Origin of the sequence: Streptomyces sp. NPDC090108 (assembly GCF_044747185.1) — a bacterium.
Lineage (GTDB): Bacteria > Actinomycetota > Actinomycetes > Streptomycetales > Streptomycetaceae > Streptomyces.
In genome coordinates this window covers 374717-393427 of sequence record NZ_JBIVDQ010000006.1, presented here as the reverse complement: position 1 = coordinate 393427, position 18711 = coordinate 374717, and the positions used below count along the sequence as shown (strand labels likewise).

The window sequence follows — 18711 nt, the reverse complement described above, 5'->3', positions numbered from 1 at the left end:
ACGCGTCACGCGGTCGCGGTGACATCCGGGCCGTGCGTCACGCGGCCCTTGCGGCATCCGGGCCGTGCGTCACGCCGCCTCGGCGACGTCGGGGCGGCGCGCGAGACCGAAGAGGTACGTCGCCGCGAAGCCCACCGCGTAGCCGGTGAGCAGCCCGCCCGCGTAGACGGCGACCGCCGCGCCCGGGCCTCTGTTCCCCGTCAGCAGCGGGAACAGCGCCCACCCGGACGGGCCGATCGCCGTCGCCCCCACCTTGGTGCCGAGCGTCGCGAAGAACCCGACGAACGCGCCGCCCGCCGCCCCGCCCGCGCACGCGGTCACGAACGGTCGCCCCAGGGGCAGCGAGACGCCGTAGATCAGGGGCTCGCCCACGCCGAGCAGCCCCGCCGGGAGCGCCGAGCGGATCGTGGTGCGCAGGCCGGTGTCGTGGCGCAGGCGGACGTACACCGCGAGCGCGCCGCCGACCTGGCCGGCGCCCGCCATCGCCAGCAGCGGGAGCAGCACGGTGTAGCCCTGCTGCTCGATCAGGGTGGTGTGGATGGGGATCAGGGCCTGGTGCAGGCCCAGCATGACGAGCGGGAGGAACAGACCGCCGAGGACCAGCCCGGCGAACGGGCCGGCGGTCGACAGCAGCCGGTCCGCCCCCGCACCGATGGCCGTGGCCACGGCGCCGGCCGCGTACATCAGGCCGTACAGGGTGGCCAGACCGGAGACGAGGACGGTCACGGTCGGGGTGAACAGCACGTCGAGGGCGCCCGGCAGCCGGCCCCGGCACCACTTCTCCACCCGGGTCGCCAGCAGCGCGGCCGCGAGCGCCCCGAGGACACCGCCCTGCCCGGGCGCCAGCTGCGTCCCGAACGCCGTCACCTTCGCCACGCCCGGATACACGACCACGGCCGCCACCGCGCCGCCCAGGACCGGTGTGCCCCCGAACTCCTTCGCCGCGTTGTACCCGACGAACACCGCGATCAGCGCCATGAAGCCGGACGCGACGGCCGTCAGGGCCGGAGTCAGCCACGGCAGCCAGTGGGCGTTCAGCAGCAGCCCGTTGAGCCCGGCGAGGATGCCGCAGCCGATCAGGGCGGGGATCAGCGGGACGAAGACGGCGGCGACGCGGCGCAGGGCCCTCTGGAGCGGGGACGCCCCGCGCCGCCCCCGGCCGAGCCGCACCGGCTCCGTCGGCAGGCCGGTTTCCGGGGCGGCCGTGGAAGCGGCGGCCGGGTGTACGGCGGCCGGGTCCAGGGCGGATGGTTCGGCTGGTGCTGGTGCTGGTGCTGGTCCCGGGGCCGGGTACGTGCCCGGTGCCGGAGTCGCGGCGAGGGCGGGGGCTGCGGCGGGGGCCGGACCGGCCTCCACCCGTCCCCGCGCCACCGCCGCCTCGAACTGTGCCGTGACCTCGCCGACGACACCCGGGCCGAGCACGATCTGCCAGGCGGCGCCGTCCTCCACCACCCCCAGCACCCCGGCGGCCGCGCGCAGCCCCGCCCCGTCCACGGCCGCCGGGTCGGCGACGGTCAGCCGCAGGCGGGTCATGCAGTGGGTCACGGAGGTGATGTTGGCGGGGCCGCCGGTCAGGGCGAGGAGGCCGGCTGCGGTGAGGGCGGGGTCGTGGCGCACACGTCGAGCGTGCGGTCAGCCGGCCGCCGCCGCCAGCGCGGCGCGCAGATGGCCGTCGGACTCCTCCAGAAGGCGGGCGGCCGTCGGGCCGTCGACCCCGGCGAGGACGACCAGGATGGCGGTCTTCACCTCGCCACCCGACTCGGTGAGCGCCCGTTCGATCTCCGGGTCGGACGCCCCGGTCGCCAGGGAGACGATGCGCCGTGAGCGGGCCCGGAGCTTGTCGTTGGAGGCGCGGACGTCGACCATCAGGTTCCCGTACGTCTTGCCGAGCCGGATCATCGTGATCGTCGACAGCATGTTCAGGACCAGCTTCTGCGCGGTGCCCGCCTTCAGCCGGGTGGAGCCGGTCAGCAGCTCGGGGCCGACGACCACCTCGATGCCGTGCTCGGCGGCGGCCGCGAGCGCGCTGTGCTCGTTGCAGGACAGCCCGACGGTCAGCGCGCCCAGGGCGCGGGCGTGCTCGACGGCCGCGACGGCGTACGGGGTGCGGCCGGACGCGGAGACACCGACGACCGTGTCCAGGGGGCCGGGTTTCCACGCGTCCAGGTCGGCGCGGGCCAGTTCCGCGGAGTCCTCGGCGCCCTCGACGGACGTCACCAGGGCCTCCGCACCGCCCGCGATCAGGCCGACGACCTGGCCGGGCGGGCTGTTGAAGGTGGGCGGGCACTCGGAGGCGTCCAGCACCCCGAGCCGGCCCGCGGTGCCGGCGCCGGCGTACATCAGCCGTCCGCCGCGGGCCATGCGCCCGGCCACGGCGTCGATGACGGCGGCGATCTCCGGCAGCCGCGCGGCGACGGCCGCCGCGACGGTCGCGTCCTCCCCGTTCATGAGGCGTGCGAGGGCGAGGGTGGGCAGTCGGTCGATCTCGGCGAGTTCGGGCCGGAACGCCTCGGTGGTCAGGGCGGCGAGTTCGGTCCGGAGGTCAGAAGGATGCGAAGTCATGAACCACGGCTCTTTCCAGTGGGGGGTCCTGCAGTTCCCGGCGTGAGCGCGCAACTCTGCTCGATCGCGGCTCCGCCGCGGGGCGCGACCCGCCCGGGCGACCGGGCGGACCCGCGGATCCCCGCGGAGACCGGTCCCGCGGGCCCGCGAGGATCGGGGGCACGACCTAGCGCGGGGACGCGCTCCGGTGCCGGTGCGCCAAGGCCTCGTACGACGCGGCCAGGGCCGGTGCCGCGCTCTCGTACGTCCGCTGCGCCACTCCCACGAACAGGCAGTCCACCACCAGCAGCTGACTGGTCCGGGAGGACATCGCGGCGGGCCGCAGCTCGGTCTCCCGCGACGTCGACGTGGTCAGCACGTGATCGGCGTACTGCGTCACCGCGGAGTCGGGCCGGCCGGTGATCGCGACGGTGGTCGCCCCGCGCTCGAAGGCGGCCCGCAGCGGTTCGATGACATCGCCCGTGGATCCGGAGTGGGTGATGGCGATGGCCACGTCACCGGCGCGCAGCTGCACCGCGTTGGTCACCGCGAGGTGCGGATCGCTGTGCGCGTGGGCTATGAGGCCTATCCGCAGCAGCTTCTGCGTGAGGTCCTGGGCGACCAGGCCGGACGCCCCGATGCCGTACACGTCGGTGCGGCGGGCGCCCGCCAGCGCGGCGACGGCCGCGCCCAGCTGGACGGTGTCGAGTCCGGCGGCGGTGTCGGCGAGGGTCTGCTGCTCCTCGTAGGCGAGCTTGGCGACGACGTCGGCCAGGGGATCGTCCACCGCGATGTCGGTGGTGATCGCGGGCGCCCGCCCGGACTGCTGCTGGGCGGCGAGTCCGGCGAGGGCCAGCCGCAGATCGCGGTAGCCGGGGTAGCCCAGAATGCGGGCGGTGCGGACGACGGTCGCCTCGCTGGTGCCGGTGAGCTCGGCGAGGCCGGTGACGGTGAGGGCGGCGCAGCCGGCGGGGTCGTTCGCGACGGCCTCGGCGACGCGTTGCATGGACCGGGTCATGGACGGTGCGAGCGTGCGCACCTTGGCGGCGAGCGAGCCGCCCGGGCTGCCGAAAATTTCCTTCACGTCCTGGGGCACACCTGAAAGATATTTTCGTTTCGGTGCCGGGGTCAAGAGTGCGCACAATGGACGCATGGACCCCCTCAGCCCCCTTGAGCAGGCGTTGCACTCGGCCCGTGCGCTGGTGCTCGCCGACCTGGTCGCCGGAGACGTCGCGGAAGCGGACGTGGTCTCGCTGGTGGAGGAGTCCCTCTCCCAGCGGCGCTGGTGGGTCGAGCAGTGGCCCGACGGCGTCGACTACCTCCCCGGGCTGGTCGCCCAGGACGTGCAGGACGCGCTCCTGGAGCGCAAGGGCCGCTGGCCGCTGTGCCCGGTCTGCGGCTCGGGCGACCCGCACGCGCTCGACGTGGAACCCGAACTCGGCCCCGATCCGCAGTGGGTGTGCCACAAGGCGGGCGTGCGGGTGGCCGCGGTGGGCGCGCTGGGGGAGGCCTCGGGCGGCGCTCCGGGCGGGCCGGAGCACGCGTGAGCCCACGGTGACGGTGTACATCGACCCGCCGGCCTGGCCCGGGCACGGACGCATGTGGTCGCACCTGGTGAGCGACGTGTCGTACGACGAACTGCACCTGTTCGCCGAAGGACTGGGCCTGCCCCGGCGGGCCTTCGAGCGTGACCACTACGACGTCCCCGCCCACCGCTACGCCGACGCCGTGGCCGCCGGCGCGGTGGAGGTCCGCAGCCGCGAGGTGGTGCGGCTGCTGACGGCCTCCGGGCTGCGCCGGCGCAAGAGGACCGCTCAGGGCCGCAGTTCGTAGGCCAGTTCCGCGCCCGCCGCGTCCTCGTGGGCGACCGGCACGAACCCGGCGCGGGTGACGACCGCCTGGGAGGGCGTGTTGGTCCGCTCGACGGTCGCCAACACCGAACCGACGTCGTCCCGGGCCAGCGCCCACCCGGTCAGCGCGCGCAGCGCCTCGGTGGCGTAACCCCGGCCGCGGGCGCCCTCGGTGAGGTCGTAGCCGATCTCCACCCTGCCCTCCTCGTCCGGGGCGCCGTGGAAGCCGATGCCGCCGACGGCGCGGCCGTCCTCGTGCCGTACGAGGGCGAACACCCCGAACTCGGGCCGGTGCACGCCCGCCTCGTAGGCCTTGACCATGAAGCCGGCGGCCTCCCGGGTCCCCTCGTACGGGCCGCCCTCCAGCCACGTGAAGCCGCCGTCCCCGCCCAGGGCCAGGTCGCGGGCGACGGCGGGGCGCAGTCCGGTGAGGGTGAGGCGCTCGGCGGGGATCACCAGGTTGTTGCGCCAGCGCCACCCGGTGACGGGGGCGCGGCCGGGCAGCTCGCCGCGGCCGGTCGCCCACAGCAGGGTCGGCCAGGGCGCGGGGCCGGGCTGGACGTGCGGGAAGAGCCAGTCCAGGACGGACTCGGCGAGGTCCGCGGACGGCTCGTAGGCGACGCCGAGACCCTGGGCGATGTCGTGGGTGTGCAGCAGCGCCTCGGCGACGCCCATCGCCGCGAAGCCCTCGCGGTCGGCGCTGCCGAAGGGGTACGGGTGGAAGGCGCGGACCCCGGGCGGCGCGGTGCGCACGGCCGCGGCGAGCAGGGCGCCGGTCGTCTCGATCACGTGCAGCAGACCCGCGTTGCCGGTGCCCGCGTCGAGGGTCAGCTCGAACGGCACATAGGCGTCCCGCGCGCGTCCGGCCAGGTTGGCGGCGTAGGAGAGGAGATCGTCGGCGAGGTGCACGGCGGTGGCGTGGCAGTCCCACTCCAGGCTCCCGGCCCGTACGGCCCCCCAGTCCCGCTCCAGTGCCCCGCCCAGCACCGCCGCGCACCCGGCCACGGCCTCGGTCAGATGGTCCCCGCTCATCGCTCGCATGGGCGGCACCCTAGATCGCGGGGCTTTTCACGGCGACAGCATTTCCAGTTCGGCGCCGAGGTTGTAGCGGGCCGTCGGCTCCCAGTTCTCCCGGCCGTACGGGGTGCGGAACAGGTGCGGGAGGTCCAGGAGTTGGCGCAGGATCGCCGAACGGCCGATGCGGAAGGCCGTGTTGGGCACGAAGTGGTACTCCTCGCGGACCTCCGCGGTGTAGGCGGCGTAGGCCGCCGGGGGCGCGGCGAGGATCGCGAGGTCGGCGTCGCAGAGGACCTGGCCGTCGCGGTCGTCGTCGGCGGGATCGTGGGTCACGGTGAGCCGGACCAGGCGGGCCACCTCCGCGACCTTCTCCCCGGGCACCCCGGCCTCGGTGAGCGCCCGCTCGGCGAGATGCGCGGACCGCTCCTCGTTCTCGGACCGCTCCGGCAGGTACACCGCGTCGTGGAACCAGGCGGCCAGCCGTACGGCGTCCGGGTCGCAGGCGTGCTCCGCCAGCAGGTCGATCCGGTCGAGGACCGCCGCGAGGTGGGTGACGGTGTGGTACTTGCGCTGCGGCTCCTGCCAGCGGGCGAGCAGGTCGTCGGCGTAGCGGGCGGGGTCGGGACCCCCGCCGGGGGTGCGGGCGCCCTCCAGGGCGTCGGCGAAGCGGAGGCGCAGGGCGGCGGGGTCGAGGTCGGCCATGGGTCCATTCTCGCGTCCCGCGGCGGGGGTTCCTCCCCGGCGGGGGTGTACGGCGTAGCCTGAATTGGACTAGACCTGTACGGGGTCCTGCCGGTAAGCCGGGGTGGGACCGGCGCTCCCGCCGGTCCGTGTCCCGCGAGGTCGCCACGACCTGTCGCCGCCGACGAATGGGGTGTCATGAGCAAGCGTGCAGTCCTGGAGGTGATCGCGCTCGACGTGCGGGACGCGGTCGCCGCCCAGGCCGGAGGCGCGGACCGCCTGGAGCTGGTCACCGAGATGGCGGCCGACGGACTGACCCCGGCGGCGGCCACCGTCGCCGGTGTCCGGGCGGCCGTCGGCATCGACCTGCGCGTGATGCTGCGACTGGCGGACGGGTTCGCGGCCGGTGACGTGGACCGGCTCGTCCGGGTGGCGGGAGAGCTCCGGGACGCGGGCGCGGACCAGTTCGTGCTCGGGTTCCTCGGCGCGGACGGCTGCGTCGACCTGGCGGCCGTCGAGCGGGTCGTCGGCGCGCTCGGCGGCTGCCGGTGGACCTTCCACCGGGCGATCGACCGAGCCGCCGACCGTGACGCGCTGCGCAGACGGCTCGCCGGCCTGCCCGGCCTCGACACCTTCCTGACCGCCGGGGCGGCCGGAGGCGTGGACGACGGGCTGCCGACGCTCGCAGCCGAGGCCGCGCACGGCGGCCGCCCCGGGTACGAGCAGCAGATCCTCGTCGGCGGCGGCCTCCGCCTCGACCACGTGCCCCGGCTGCGCGCCTGCGGGATCGAGGCCTTCCACATCGGCGGCGCCGCGCGACCCTCCGGCTGGTCGGGCCCTGTCTCGGCGCGGGCGGTGGCCGCCTGGCGGGAGCTGCTGGACGCCCCCTAGCGGGCCGCGGTTCAGCCCAGCTGCTCGGGCAGCGGGGCCGTGTGCGTGACGATCAGGCCGGAGACCGCCCTGGTCAGGGAGACGTACAGGCGGCGCAGCCCGGTGCGTTCGTCGGGTTCGCCGTCGACCACGGCCCCGGGCTCGTCCAGCACCACGTAGTCGTACTCCAGGCCCTTGGCGAGAGAGGCGGGGACCAGGGTCAGCCGGGTCTCCCGGGTGGTCTCCTCGCCGGGGGCCAGGTAGCCGATGCCCGCGGCGGTCAGGGCCTCGGCGAGCAGCGGGATCCGGGCGTCCGCGGCGATCAGGCCCGTCGAGCCCTCGTTGTGCAGGGACTCCTCGCAGGCCGCGACCACTTCGCCCGTCTCCGCGATCGTGCGCACCTCGAAGAAGCCGGGGTTCTCCCGGACGGACGCGACGGGGGTGAGGCCCGGGGCGATGTGGGGCAGCAGCCGGGAGGCGTACGTGATCACATCGGTGGGGACGCGGAAACCCGCCGTCAGCTCCTCGATGACGCCCTCGCCCTTGCCGAGGTGGTCCAGCGCCTCGTCCCAGCTCCGCGTCGCCCAGGGCGTGGTGCCCTGCGCGAGGTCGCCGAGCACGGTCGCGCTGCCGGTCGTGCAGCGGCGGCCGACGGCCCGGTACTGCATGGGGGAGAGGTCCTGCGCCTCGTCGAGGACGACATGGCCGAGCGAGTGCGTGCGCTGGATCAGGTCGTGGGCCTCGTCGATCAGGACGGCGTCCGCCGCCGACCACCTGGCCGACTTCACGCTGCGCACCGGCCTGTCCCACAGGATCGTCTTGCGCTCGTCCTCGTCGAGGATCCCCTCGGCGTGCTCGGCGAGGAAACCGGCGTCCGTCAGCAGGCGCAGCACGAGCTTCGCCGGGTCCACGGCCGGCCAGATCTCCTTCACGGCCGCCTTCACCGCGCCGCTGCGCGCCACCGCGTCCTGCACCCGGTCGTCCGGGGCCTCCCCCGACCGTTCCATCTGCACGAGCACCGCGTGCGCGATCCGCTGCGGCAGGGCCTCGCGGGCGGCGCCGTAGCGGATGTCCCGTTCCAGCAGCTCGCGCACGATGTCCTCGAGCTCGTACGCCGGCACCCGCCAGCGCCGCGAACCGCGCACGATCACGGCCGGCTCGGTGGGCATCGTGACGTGCGCGTACAGGGCGCGGCGCAGCACCTGGGCCAGCCGGGCGTCGCCCTTGACGACCGCGGCGGCCGCGTCGTCCGTCCCGCGCACCTCCACGTGCGCGACCAGGTCGTCCACGGTCGCCTGCTGCACGCTCAGCTCGCCGAGCGCCGGGAGGACCTGCTCGATGTAGTGGAGGAAGGACTTGTTCGGGCCGATGACGAGCGTGCCGGTCCGGGCGAGCCGCTCGCGGTGGGCGTAGAGCAGGTAGGCGACGCGGTGCAGGCCGACGGCCGTCTTCCCGGTGCCGGGGCCGCCCTGCACGCAGACCGTGCCGGAGAGACCGGAACGGACGATCTCGTCCTGCTCGGGCTGGATGGTCGCCACGATGTCGCGCATGGGGCCGACGCGGGGCCGCTCGATCTCCTGCTGCAGCAGCTTGCTGGTGGCGGCCGTCTCGGCCGGGTCCGACAGGTGCTCGTCCTCGTACGCGGTCAGGTCGCCGCCGGTGTAGCCGAAGCGGCGGCGCAGCCCGATGTCCATCGGGTCCTTCTTGGAGGCGCGGTAGAACGGCTGCGAGACCGGGGCGCGCCAGTCGATGACCATGGGGTCGCCCTCGGCGTCGTGCACGTGCCGGCGCCCGATGTAGAACCGCTCGCCCCCGGCGCCCTCCGCCTGTTCGGCGCCCGGGGCGTGCAGATAGTCGAGGCGGCCGAAGAAGAGCGGGGTGTCGCTGAGGTCGGCCAGGGCCTTGATGCGCTCGTCGATCTGCCGGGCGAGCACCTGGGCGTTGACCCAGTTCGCCGCGACGTCCTTGATGTCCAGCGCTTCGGCGTCCTCGCGCATGGCGCGCAGGGCGGAGCGGGACGAGGAGAGGTGGGAGCGCTCCCGGCCGAGGGGGTCGTCGAGCGGTTCGTGGGCGGGCGTGGACAAGGGGGTGCCTCCGGGTGGGCCTGATCCGTGCGGTACGCGGCTACGACGAATGCCGTCCGGTTTCCGACCGGACGACGGCACTCCGAGAGGGAGGCGGGCAAGAGCGGAGATTGTAGGTGGGGCGGGCCGTCGGAGGCCAATGGATTTTCCCCGGCCTTTATGTACCGTTACGTCCAGATATGCCCCTGCACCCCTAGGGGGCCGGGTGTGCCGGGTGTAGGGGGGAGGTCCACCCGGGGACCTATGCCGGATTCCCGCCCGAAGTACCACCATGGAGACATGAGCGCAGCATTCATCTCCCCGGCCCCTGTCCGGCCGCCGTCCGGAGCGACAGCTGTGGACGGCCCCCACCACCACTTCCTCGGCAACGCCCTGCGCGCGGCCAAGGTGTACCTGGAGGCCGCCTTCAGCGTGGTGATCCTCGGTGAGTACGCCGAGGAGGCGGGCATAGGCCGCAGGTAGCCCCGCTTCGGGGCTCCCTGTCGTCGGCGTGCTCCCCGGGATCTCAGCCCTCGGCGAGCAGCTCGTCCGCGTCGACGATCCGGTAGGCGTACCCCTGCTCGGCCAGGAACCGCTGGCGATGGGCGGCGAAGTCCTGGTCGATGGTGTCGCGGGCGACGACCGAGTAGAAGTGCGCCTGGTGGCCGTCGGCCTTCGGGCGCAGCACGCGGCCGAGGCGCTGGGCCTCCTCCTGACGTGAGCCGAAGGTGCCGGACACCTGGATGGCGACCGTGGCCTCGGGCAGGTCGATGGAGAAGTTGGCGACCTTGGACACGACCAGCACGCTGATCTCGCCCTCGCGGAAGGCGTCGAAGAGCTTCTCGCGCTGGGCGTTGGAGGTCTCGCCCTTGATCACGGGGGCGTTCAGATGCTCGCCCAGTTCGTCGAGCTGGTCGATGTACTGGCCGATGACGAGGATCTGCTGCCCGGCGAACCGGCGGACGATCGCCTCCGTGACCTTCCGCTTGGTGGCGGTGGTGGCACAGAAGCGGTACTTCTCCTCGGTCTCGGCGGTGGCGTAGGCGAGCCGCTCGGACTCGGTGAGGTTGACGCGGACCTCGACGCAGTCGGCCGGCGCGATGTAGCCCTGCGCCTCGATCTCCTTCCAGGGAGCGTCGAACCGCTTGGGCCCGATGAGGGAGAACACGTCGGACTCGCGGCCGTCCTCGCGCACGAGCGTCGCGGTCAGGCCGAGACGCCGGCGCGCCTGGAGATCGGCGGTGAACTTGAAGACGGGAGCGGGAAGGAGGTGCACCTCGTCGTAGAGGATCAGACCCCAGTCACGCGAATCGAACAGCTCCAGGTGCGGGTAGACACCCTTCCGCCTGGTCGTCAGCACCTGGTAGGTGGCGATGGTGACCGGACGGATCTCCTTCCGGGTGCCGCTGTACTCGCCGATCTCGTCCTCGGTCAGCGAGGTCCGCTTCACCAGCTCGTGCTTCCACTGCCGGGCGGAGACGGTGTTGGTGACGAGGATCAGCGTGGTCGACTTGGCCTGCGCCATCGCCCCGGCGCCGACCAGCGTCTTGCCCGCGCCGCAGGGCAGGACGACCACGCCGCTGCCGCCGTGCCAGAAGTTCTCCACCGCCTGCTTCTGGTACGGGCGCAGGGCCCACCCGTCCTCCTGCAGCTCGATGGGGTGCGCCTCGCCGTCCACGTATCCGGCGAGGTCCTCCGCCGGCCAGCCCAGCTTCAGCAGCGTCTGCTTGATCTGGCCGCGCTCCGAGGGGTGCACGACGACGGAGTCGGGGTCGATGCGGGCACCGACGAGCGGGGCGATCCGCTTGGACTTCAGCACCTCCTCCAGCACCGGCCGGTCGGTGGTGGTGAGCACGAGACCGTGCGCGGGGTGCTTGGAGAGGGTGAGGCGGCCGTAGCGGTCCATGGTGTCGGCGATGTCCACCAGCAGCGCGTGCGGCACCGGGTACCGGCTGTACTCCACCAGCGCGTCGACGACCTGCTCGGCGTCGTGCCCGGCGGCCCGCGCGTTCCACAGGCCGAGCGGGGTGACCCGGTAGGTGTGGATGTGCTCGGGCGCCCTTTCCAGCTCGGCGAAGGGGGCGATGGCCCGGCGGCATTCGTCGGCCCGCTCGTGGTCGACCTCCAGCAGCAGGGTCTTGTCCGACTGGACGATCAGCGGTCCGTTCACCTGGCACTTCCCTTCCGCACGGCCAAACGTCCAGTGTGCCCTACCGGCGGTCGATCGTGGCGGGTCCACCGGGTCTGCCGGGTCCGTCGGGTCCGCCAGGTCTGCCGGGTACGGGGACGGGAGGCGACGGGCGTCCTACTCGTCCGCCAGCTCGGCGACTCCCGTGATCCGGTGCAGGGGATAGGTGCGCACCTCGTCGGCCGTGTGGTCGTACGCCGTCACGAAGCCGCCCTCGACCCGGATCGGGGCGACGACACGCTGGCTGGCGGCTCCCTCGGCGTTGACGTAGCCGATCCACACGGAGTCCCCGGTCATGACGGCCGCCTGCATGGTGGCCAGGGTGTCGGCGGCGCTGGTGCGGGGCAGCTCGCCGCCGGCCAGCGGTGCGCCGGTGCTCTTGCGCGGGGTGGTGGCGGCCAGGTCACCGGCCCGGATCGCGCGGACCGCCGCCGCGAGGAGGGTCGTGTCGGGCGGCGGCGGGCCGTCCGGCACCGGCTCGGGCGCGGTGCGCGGCGGGGAGCGGTGGGCGTCGGCGCGGGTGATCAGGACATCGCCCTCGGCCGACTCGCCGGCCGGGGCGTACCCCATCGAGCGCAGGCCCTCCAGGAGGGTGGCCGGGTCGCACTGGGCGGCCATGACGGTCGGGGCGAGGCGGCGCAGACGCAGGGCGCCGGCGCGCTTGTCGGCGAGGATCTCGTTCAGCAGGGAGTCGTCGTCGCAGCGCACATAGGCCGAGGCCGCGCCCACCCGCAGGTGGCCGTGCTTGCGGGCCACGTCGTCGATCAGATAGGCCAGCGGCTGCGGGACCGGCGTACGGGAGTGCGCGGTGAGGAAGGCGTGCAGGTCGGAGGCGCTCCGGCCGGCGTCCAGGGCACGGCGGACGGATCCCGGGGTGAACCGGTACACCGTCGCGCCGCCCTTGGACTCGACGTCCGCGAGCACCCCGAGCACGTCGGCGAGCGGGCGCTCCAGCGGGCCGGGCGCCACCGCCGTCAGGTCGGCCTGGAGCAGCACGTGGTCCAGCGGTTCGGGCAGCAGCGGGGCGAGGAGCCGGGCCGCCGCGGCGATGCGGGCGGCCGCCTGTCCGGGGGGACCCGGACGCGCGGGGGAGCCGGCGTCCCCGGCCGTCCCGGCGGGGGACAGGGGCTCCGCGGGCGGGACGGGATGGTGGTGGAAGGGGAGCTTGTCACCGGGACCCCCGGCGGCCGCGGGACCGGCCGTGGCGGCGGGGCCGGAGGCACCGGAAGCGGCGGGGGTGCCGGAAGTGGCGATGGCGCCGTGCGCGCCGGTGGCCTCCGGGAGCTCGCCCGCACCCGAACCGGCACCGGCACCCGTGCCCGCACCGGCACCCGTGCCCGCACCCGAACCGGCACCAGCAGCCGCACCGCTGCCCGTGCGCGAGCCTGTGTCCGTGCCCAGGCCGGCCGGGGGCGACGGTTCGGCCGGAGGGGTGCCGAGCAGCGCGCGGCCGTGCGCGGACAGCGCGCCGCGGCCGGTGACGCCCAGCAGTTCGGCCTCCGACAGGGTCCAGCGGGCGAGCCGGGAGCGCAGGTCGTCGCCGTCCTGTCTGGGTCCGCGCAGCGGGCGTTCCCAGCGCAGCCGGGCGAGCACCGAGTCGGCGGCCGGGGCGGCGCCCTCCGGGAGTCCGGCCAGCAGGGTCAGCACCCGCAGCCGTACCTCGGGTGCGGCCGACCGGTCGAGTCCCTGGCCCAGCGCGGAGAGCGCGCGGTCCTTCGCGTCGCGTCCGCCGATCAGCCCCGAGGTGCGGGTGGCCGTCAGCCAGGCCTCGGCCAGGCCGGTCCAGCGCTCGGCGGCGGGCCGCTCCAGCCACGCGTCGTAGGCGGGGGTGGCCGCGTACCGTTCGTCGGCCTCGCCGTCGGAGGCGAGCAGCCCGGCCGCGTAGGCCAGCTCGACCCAGAACGCGGCGACCGGCTCGGACACGTCGAGGGCGACGGCGGTCCGCTTCAGGTCGCGCACGCTCAGGCCGCCGGCCCGCAGCACGGCCGGGCCGCCCTCGTCCCAGTCCTTCAGCAGTTCCTCGACCGTGGCCAGCGCGGTGTACGCCTGTCCGGCGGCCGTCGCGTCCACCACCCGGGAGCCGTGCGCGGCGGCCGGTTCCACGGCCGGGGGCAGCGGTTCGGGCGTCCGGTGCGCGCGGCCCTCCCGCAGATGCAGGGCGACCTCGCGGGGCAGGACGACCGTGCCCGGCGTGGTCGGCAGCAGCAGACCGCGGTCGAGCAGCCAGCGCAGATGGGCGGCGGGCTCGGCGGTGACCTGGCCGTACGGCGGTCCCCACACCAGCCTCGACAGCACCTCCAGGGAGGGCTGCGGCGCCCCGTCGAGCAGCGCGGTCATCGCCTTGCGGTCGGTGAACAGGCCGGTCAGCGCGGCCACCGCCGACACCGAGTCGTGCGTGGAGGACAGCCCGGCGGTCGCGACGATGTCCTGTATCCGCCCCGGCGACATGCCCGCGGTGGCCTCCCGCACGCTCGGTCCGAGACCGGTCGGGGAGGGGTGCTGCGGGGACGGCGCGAGCACCTCCTGCGCGGTGCGCACCAGGCGCAGCCGGTCGTCCTCGCCCCACACCAGGGCCTGTTCGCGCAGGGTGGCGACGGCGCCGGGCAGCGCGGCGGCCACGGTCGCCTCCCCGGCGTCCCCGGCGAGCAGACCGAGCAGCGTCTCGTACGACGCCGGGTCCGGGGCCACGGCCAGCGCCTCCGCCGTCTGCAGCGCGAACCGGTCCAGGCGCTCCAGCGCGCGCAGGACCGAGGCGCGGGTGCCGGCCCGGGTCGCCAGCTGGGTCAGGTCGGTGGGGACCGGGGTGATGAGATCGGGTCGGCTGCGCAGGAGCGCGGCCAGCGAGGCGTCGTCCCGTGCGCGGAGTGCCTCCGCGAGGGACCGGGGTGCCGCCGGCTTCTCCTCGGTGCTCATCTGACTCACGTTAGCGGGTGCCGCCGACAAGAGCTGCGCCCCGGAAGCCTCTTCGGGCCGAACGGCCCCGCCTCCACGCCGGACGGTCCGTTCGGCCCCGGTCTGCGCTACCTTCCTCACGGGGTCGTGCCGCCGTCGCCCCGGAGAGGTTTTTCCGTTGGGGATCGAAAGCGATCAGGTCGTCTACGCATACTTGAGCCGCGTCGGAGACATCGCGCACCAGCGGCAGTTGCCGTCGTCCACGCGGATGCGGCTCGTGTCGGAGCTGCGCAACGAGATCGACCGGCACCGGGCCAGGGTGACGGTGGACAGTCCCGCCGCCGTCCGCCGCATCCTCGACGGGCTGGGTACCCCGGACGAGGTGGTCGACGCCGCCGGTGGCGGTGCCGGTGGTGGTGCCGGTGGCGCGCGGAGCGGTCCGGCCTCGGCCGCCGTGCCGCTCCAGCCGGCCTTCGGCGAGCGCGAACCCGGGACGCCCGAGGCGCCGAGGACGGGTGGGCTCCGCGGGAGCCTGCGCAAGGCCGTACCGCGCCCGCGTCCCGCCGAACCGGCTCCCCCCGCCGACGCGCCCTCCCCGCCCCACCTCGCGCCGGCGCACGAACTCGGCAACAGCCTGGCGGAGCCCGACTGGTGGCGTGTGGAGGGCAGCCCGCTCGGGCCGTCGGCCACCGATTCGGTGCCCGGCTTCGTCGGCGGCGTCGAGATCCCCGCGATGCTGCGGCGCCCGGCGGCGGAGACGGCGGACAAGGACGGCGGCGCCGGGCAGGACGGGACCGCCGGGAACACCGGCAAGGAGGCGGTGGCCGGGACGGACGGGTCCGCGGTGCCGACGGAACAGGAACCGGCGCGGGCCGATCCGAAGGCCACCCGCTTCTCCCGCCGCCTGCTGCCGCGTCCCGCGGCGGGCTGGACCAACCCCCTGCTTCTGCTGGCGGCCGCCGCGCTGGTCGCGGGCGCGGTGCTCGGCAACTGGTTCGCCCTGATCCTCGGCTACCTGATCGCCTACGGCTCCCGGCGCCTGAGTCCCGCGGAGACCAAGTGGGCCGTCCTGATCCTGCCGGGACTGGCGCTGACGTCCGGCTTCGTCTGGCTCTGGGGCCGCGACAACGGCCGCTGGGGCGCGGCCATCGCCCAGGACCACATGAACGAGGCGCTCACCCAGACCTGGCCCTGGGTCGTCCGAGGCGCAGCCGTCGCCTCAGCCCTCTTCCTCCTCTGGCGCTCCCAAAAACCCCGCTGACCCCACCCAGAGCCGCACCCACCCACGCACCGCCCCCCGCCCCCCCCCAGGGGCGCGAGGAACTGCGCACTCAGCCACATGGCACCCGCACCCACCCACGCACCGCCCCCCACCCCCCCAGGGGCGCGGGGAACTGCGCGCTCAGCCACATGGCACCCGCACCCACTCACACACCGCCCCCACCCCCCAGGGGCGCGGGGAACTGCGCGCTCAGCCACACCCCACCCGCACCCATCCACCCAGACCGCCCCCCCTCACCCCCCTCACCCCCCCCATCCCCCACCCCCCAACCCCGCCAAAGCGCCGCAGGCACCCTGCACAATGGCCCCCATGACTCTCACCGTCGGCTTCGACCTCGACATGACCCTGATCGACTCCCGGCCCGGCATCCGGGCCTGCTACCTCGCGCTGTCGGAGCGGACGGACACGTACATCGACGCCGACCTGGCGGTGACACGCCTGGGACCGCCGCTGACGGAGGAACTGGTCAACTGGTTCCCGGCGGACCAGGTCCCGGCGATGGCCGACCTGTACCGCGAGATGTACCCCTCGTTCGCGATAGCCGCGACCCCCGCCATGCCGGGCGCGCCGGAGGCGATCGCCGCGGTGCGCGCGGCCGGCGGCCGGACGATGGTGGTCACGGCGAAGTACGAGCCGAACGCCAAGCTGCACCTGGCCCACCTCGGCATCGAGCCGGACGTGGTCGTGGGCGACCTGTGGGCCGAGCAGAAGGCCGCCGCGCTGCGCGAGCACGCCGCCGGTGTGTACGTCGGCGACCACGTGGGGGACGTGCGCGGAGCCCGGGCCGCGGGCGCGCTGTCGGTCGCCGTGGCGACGGGCCCGTGCGACGGCGGGGAACTGCGGGCCGCCGGGGCGGACGTCGTGCTCGACGACCTGTCCGCCTTCCCGGCGTGGCTCGACGGCTACCGCATGGCGGCGCGCGCCTGACGCCGGCCCGCCGCGACGGAACGCAGCACCCCCGCGCCGGCGACGAGGAATCCGACGGCCATGAGCATGCTCAGGCCGTACATGAACGTCGGAAATGGTTTCGCGCCGAGGAACAGCGGAACCACCGTGATGAGGGTGGCCACCACCCCGAGGAAGAACACGATGACGCCGGCCCGGATCAGCCGGTCACCGGGCGCGGCGGAATTCGTCTGGGTTTTGTCACGCACCGGACCAGGGTAGTTCCCTGCCCGAGAGAACAACCGGGGGACGTCTTGTCACCCGCGCCAAGACCATTAGCCTTGGTAGCGGCGGGTCACGGTCGACCCGCTCTCTGCTATCAAGAGCAGTTCCCGATGTGTTTTTCCGACGAGTACGAGGACGAGGACAGACGTGCCTACCGGCAAGGTCAAGTGGTTCAACAGCGAGAAGGGCTTCGGCTTTCTCTCCCGCGACGACGGCGGTGACGTCTTCGTCCATTCCTCGGTTCTGCCCGCCGGAGTCGATGCGCTCAAGCCGGGACAGCGGGTGGAGTTCGGTGTCGTCGCCGGTCAGCGCGGTGACCAGGCCCTTTCCGTGGTCGTCCTCGACCCGACCCCCTCGGTCGCGGCCGCTCAGCGCAAGAAGCCCGACGAGCTGGCCTCCATCGTGCAGGACCTGACGACGCTCCTCGAGAACATCACGCCGCAGCTGGAGCGCGGCCGCTACCCGGAGAAGACCGCCGGAAAGAAGATCGCCGGCCTGCTGCGCGCGGTCGCCGACCAGCTCGACGTCTGATCCGCGGATCCGCGCGCGCCGCCGTGCTCCCGCGGTGGTCTCCCGCGCCGTTCTCCCGTCAGGGGAAGGCGAGGGCGTCCGGGCCGAGGGGCGGGACGAGTCCCTCGGCCGCCGCGCGGGTGAGCAGCCCGCGCACCGCCGCGTAACCGTCCTCGCCGAGGCCGTCGGTGAACTCGTTGACGTACAGCCCGATGTGCTGGTCGGCGACGGCCGGGTCCATCTCCTGGGCGTGCGTCATGACGTACGGCCGGGAGGCCTCGGGGTCGGCCCAGGCGGCCCGCACGGAGGTGCGGATGGCGTCCGCGAGGCCCTGGAGGGTCTCGGCGCCCAGCGACCGCTTGGCGATGATCGCGCCGAGCGGGATCGGCAGCCCGGTGGTGCGTTCCCAGTGCTCGCCCATGTCGGCGAGCTTGTGCAGACCGTAGTTCTGGTACGTGAAGCGGGCCTCGTGGATGACGAGTCCCGCGTCCACCTTGCCGTCACGGACGGCCGGCATGATCTCGTGGAACGGCATGACGACGATCTCGCCGACCCCGTCCGGCAGCGTGTCCGCGGCCCACAGGCGGAACAGCAGATAGGCGGTCGACCGCTCGCTCGGCACCGCGACCGTGCCGCCGGCGAGGTCCGCGCCGGCCTCCCGGGTCAGCACCAGCGGGCCGCAGCCCCGGCCCAGCGCACCGCCGCAGGGCAGCAGCGCGTACGCGTCGAGGACGTACGGCAGGACGGCGTACGACACCTTCAGCACGTCGTGCTCGCCCCGCTCGGCCATCCCGTTGGTGATGTCGATGTCGGCGAAGGTGACGTCCAGGGCGGGCGCCCCGGGCACCCGGCCGTGGGCGACGGCGTCGAAGACGAAGGTGTCGTTGGGGCAGGGCGAGTACGCGATCTGCAGGGACTCAGCTGTCATGGGTGTTCCAACTCTCCAGTGCGGGCGCGAGCTTCCCGAAGCCCTCGGTGAGAGCGGCGAGGGCGTCGCCGATGCGCCAGGCGGCGCGGTCGCGCGGGCCCACCGGGTTGGACACCGCGCGGATCTCCAGCACGGGCACGCCGTGCGCGGCGGCCGCCTCGGCGACCCCGAACCCCTCCATGCCCTCGGCGAGGGCGTGCGGGTGACGGGCGCGCAGTCCGGCGGCGCGGGCGGCGGTGCCGGTCACGGTGGAGACGGTGAGGACGGTGCCGCACGGGGCGCCGGTGGCCGCGCGGGCCGCCCGTACGAGTGATTCCGGCGGGCGGTGGGTGACGGTCCCGAAGCCGAGTTCGGTGACCGGGAGGAAGCCGTCGGCGGTCTCGGCGCCCAGGTCGGCCGCGGTGATCGCGTCGGCGACGACGAGCGAGCCGACCGGTGCGTCCGGCGCGAAGCCGCCGCCGATGCCCGCCGAGACGACGAGCGCGTACGGGGCGCCTTCGAGGGCGGCCCAGGTGAGCGCGGCGGCGGTGGAGGCGGCGGCGAGGGCGGGCCCCACACCGGCGGCCAGCAGGTCGTACCCGGCGGCGGTGCGGTGCACGGACGCGCCCGGCAGCGGCACTTCCCCGGCCGGGCCCGGGAACGCCCGTGCCACCGCGTCCCGTTCGGCGGGGACGGCGGTGGCGACGAGGATGCGCGGGCGGTCGTCCACGCGGCCGGCG

At 74.4% G+C, this 18711-nt stretch carries 18 protein-coding genes; 7 read left to right on the top strand and 11 right to left on the bottom strand.

Annotated features, from left to right (window positions below; genetic code table 11):
- Positions 1-69: 69 nt before the first annotated feature.
- The 3 genes from ACIPRD_RS23335 to ACIPRD_RS23325 all read right to left on the bottom strand — a co-directional run bounded on the left by ACIPRD_RS23335 (position 70) and on the right by ACIPRD_RS23325 (position 3637).
- Positions 70-1617, bottom strand: a complete 1548-nt coding sequence (locus ACIPRD_RS23335; RefSeq protein WP_401565614.1) for a PTS transporter subunit EIIC — start codon at positions 1615-1617, stop codon at positions 70-72.
- A 15-nt stretch (positions 1618-1632) separates the two neighbouring features.
- Positions 1633-2562, bottom strand: a complete 930-nt coding sequence (gene murQ / locus ACIPRD_RS23330) for an N-acetylmuramic acid 6-phosphate etherase (RefSeq protein ID WP_356404613.1) — start codon at positions 2560-2562, stop codon at positions 1633-1635.
- Between the two features lie 166 nt (positions 2563-2728).
- On the bottom strand, positions 2729-3637 hold the full coding sequence (locus ACIPRD_RS23325) for a MurR/RpiR family transcriptional regulator (RefSeq protein ID WP_356404615.1): 909 nt from the start codon (positions 3635-3637) through the stop codon (positions 2729-2731).
- A gap of 55 nt (positions 3638-3692) precedes the next feature.
- On the opposite strand from ACIPRD_RS23325, the gene ACIPRD_RS23320 reads away from it, so the two are divergent.
- Both ACIPRD_RS23320 and ACIPRD_RS23315 read left to right on the top strand, forming a co-directional pair.
- Positions 3693-4088, top strand: coding sequence for a hypothetical protein (locus tag ACIPRD_RS23320; protein ID WP_356404617.1), 396 nt, complete (start codon positions 3693-3695; stop codon positions 4086-4088).
- A gap of 7 nt (positions 4089-4095) precedes the next feature.
- Positions 4096-4374, top strand: coding sequence for a DUF4031 domain-containing protein (locus ACIPRD_RS23315; protein WP_356404619.1), 279 nt, complete (start codon positions 4096-4098; stop codon positions 4372-4374).
- Here ACIPRD_RS23315 and ACIPRD_RS23310 read toward each other — a convergent pair.
- Positions 4356-5432: a GNAT family N-acetyltransferase gene (locus ACIPRD_RS23310; protein ID WP_401565610.1), complete on the bottom strand. Its 1077-nt coding sequence runs from the start codon at positions 5430-5432 to the stop codon at positions 4356-4358. The genes ACIPRD_RS23315 and ACIPRD_RS23310 overlap by 19 nt on opposite strands.
- A 27-nt stretch (positions 5433-5459) precedes the next feature.
- Positions 5460-6110 carry a hypothetical protein gene (locus tag ACIPRD_RS23305; protein ID WP_401565608.1) on the bottom strand — a complete coding sequence of 217 codons (651 nt, stop codon included), beginning with the start codon at positions 6108-6110 and terminating at the stop codon, positions 5460-5462.
- A 177-nt stretch (positions 6111-6287) separates the two neighbouring features.
- Between ACIPRD_RS23305 and ACIPRD_RS23300 the strand changes: the two genes are divergently transcribed.
- A complete protein-coding gene (locus ACIPRD_RS23300) occupies positions 6288-6980 on the top strand; it encodes a copper homeostasis protein CutC (RefSeq protein WP_356404625.1) in 693 nt (230 codons plus the stop codon).
- An 11-nt stretch (positions 6981-6991) separates the two neighbouring features.
- Here the strand turns inward: ACIPRD_RS23300 and ACIPRD_RS23295 are convergent, their stop codons facing one another.
- Positions 6992-9043, bottom strand: coding sequence for a HelD family protein (locus ACIPRD_RS23295; RefSeq protein ID WP_401565606.1), 2052 nt, complete (start codon positions 9041-9043; stop codon positions 6992-6994).
- Positions 9044-9322: 279 nt separating this feature from the next.
- On the opposite strand from ACIPRD_RS23295, the gene ACIPRD_RS23290 reads away from it, so the two are divergent.
- Positions 9323-9505: a hypothetical protein gene (locus ACIPRD_RS23290; RefSeq protein ID WP_401565604.1), complete on the top strand. Its 183-nt coding sequence runs from the start codon at positions 9323-9325 to the stop codon at positions 9503-9505.
- Between the two features lie 43 nt (positions 9506-9548).
- On the opposite strand, the gene ACIPRD_RS23285 is transcribed toward ACIPRD_RS23290, so the two are convergent.
- Together ACIPRD_RS23285 and ACIPRD_RS23280 are read right to left on the bottom strand one after the other, a co-directional pair.
- Complete coding sequence (locus ACIPRD_RS23285; protein WP_356404631.1) at positions 9549-11192, bottom strand: DNA repair helicase XPB; 1644 nt, start codon at positions 11190-11192, stop codon at positions 9549-9551.
- A 135-nt stretch (positions 11193-11327) separates the two neighbouring features.
- On the bottom strand, positions 11328-14123 hold the full coding sequence (locus ACIPRD_RS23280) for a helicase-associated domain-containing protein (RefSeq protein WP_401565600.1): 2796 nt from the start codon (positions 14121-14123) through the stop codon (positions 11328-11330).
- Between the two features lie 157 nt (positions 14124-14280).
- Between ACIPRD_RS23280 and ACIPRD_RS23275 the strand changes: the two genes are divergently transcribed.
- Both ACIPRD_RS23275 and ACIPRD_RS23270 read left to right on the top strand, forming a co-directional pair.
- Entirely contained in the window at positions 14281-15363 is a 1083-nt protein-coding gene (locus tag ACIPRD_RS23275; protein ID WP_401565597.1) for a hypothetical protein, read from the top strand.
- 321 nt (positions 15364-15684) lie between these two features.
- Entirely contained in the window at positions 15685-16311 is a 627-nt protein-coding gene (locus tag ACIPRD_RS23270; protein ID WP_356404637.1) for a haloacid dehalogenase-like hydrolase, read from the top strand.
- Here the strand turns inward: ACIPRD_RS23270 and ACIPRD_RS23265 are convergent.
- Positions 16287-16538 carry a hypothetical protein gene (locus tag ACIPRD_RS23265; protein WP_356404639.1) on the bottom strand — a complete coding sequence of 84 codons (252 nt, stop codon included), beginning with the start codon at positions 16536-16538 and terminating at the stop codon, positions 16287-16289. The genes ACIPRD_RS23270 and ACIPRD_RS23265 overlap by 25 nt on opposite strands.
- A gap of 163 nt (positions 16539-16701) precedes the next feature.
- Here ACIPRD_RS23265 and ACIPRD_RS23260 point away from each other — a divergent pair, with 163 nt between their 5' ends.
- Positions 16702-17085: a cold-shock protein gene (locus ACIPRD_RS23260; protein WP_356404641.1), complete on the top strand. Its 384-nt coding sequence runs from the start codon at positions 16702-16704 to the stop codon at positions 17083-17085.
- A gap of 58 nt (positions 17086-17143) precedes the next feature.
- Here ACIPRD_RS23260 and ACIPRD_RS23255 read toward each other — a convergent pair whose 3' ends face one another.
- Both ACIPRD_RS23255 and ACIPRD_RS23250 read right to left on the bottom strand, forming a co-directional pair.
- Complete coding sequence (locus ACIPRD_RS23255; RefSeq protein ID WP_401565593.1) at positions 17144-17992, bottom strand: 1,4-dihydroxy-6-naphthoate synthase; 849 nt, start codon at positions 17990-17992, stop codon at positions 17144-17146.
- A complete protein-coding gene (locus ACIPRD_RS23250) occupies positions 17982-18701 on the bottom strand; it encodes a futalosine hydrolase (protein ID WP_401565590.1) in 720 nt (239 codons plus the stop codon). The genes ACIPRD_RS23255 and ACIPRD_RS23250 overlap by 11 nt, the downstream gene beginning before the upstream one ends.
- Positions 18702-18711 lie beyond the last annotated feature (10 nt).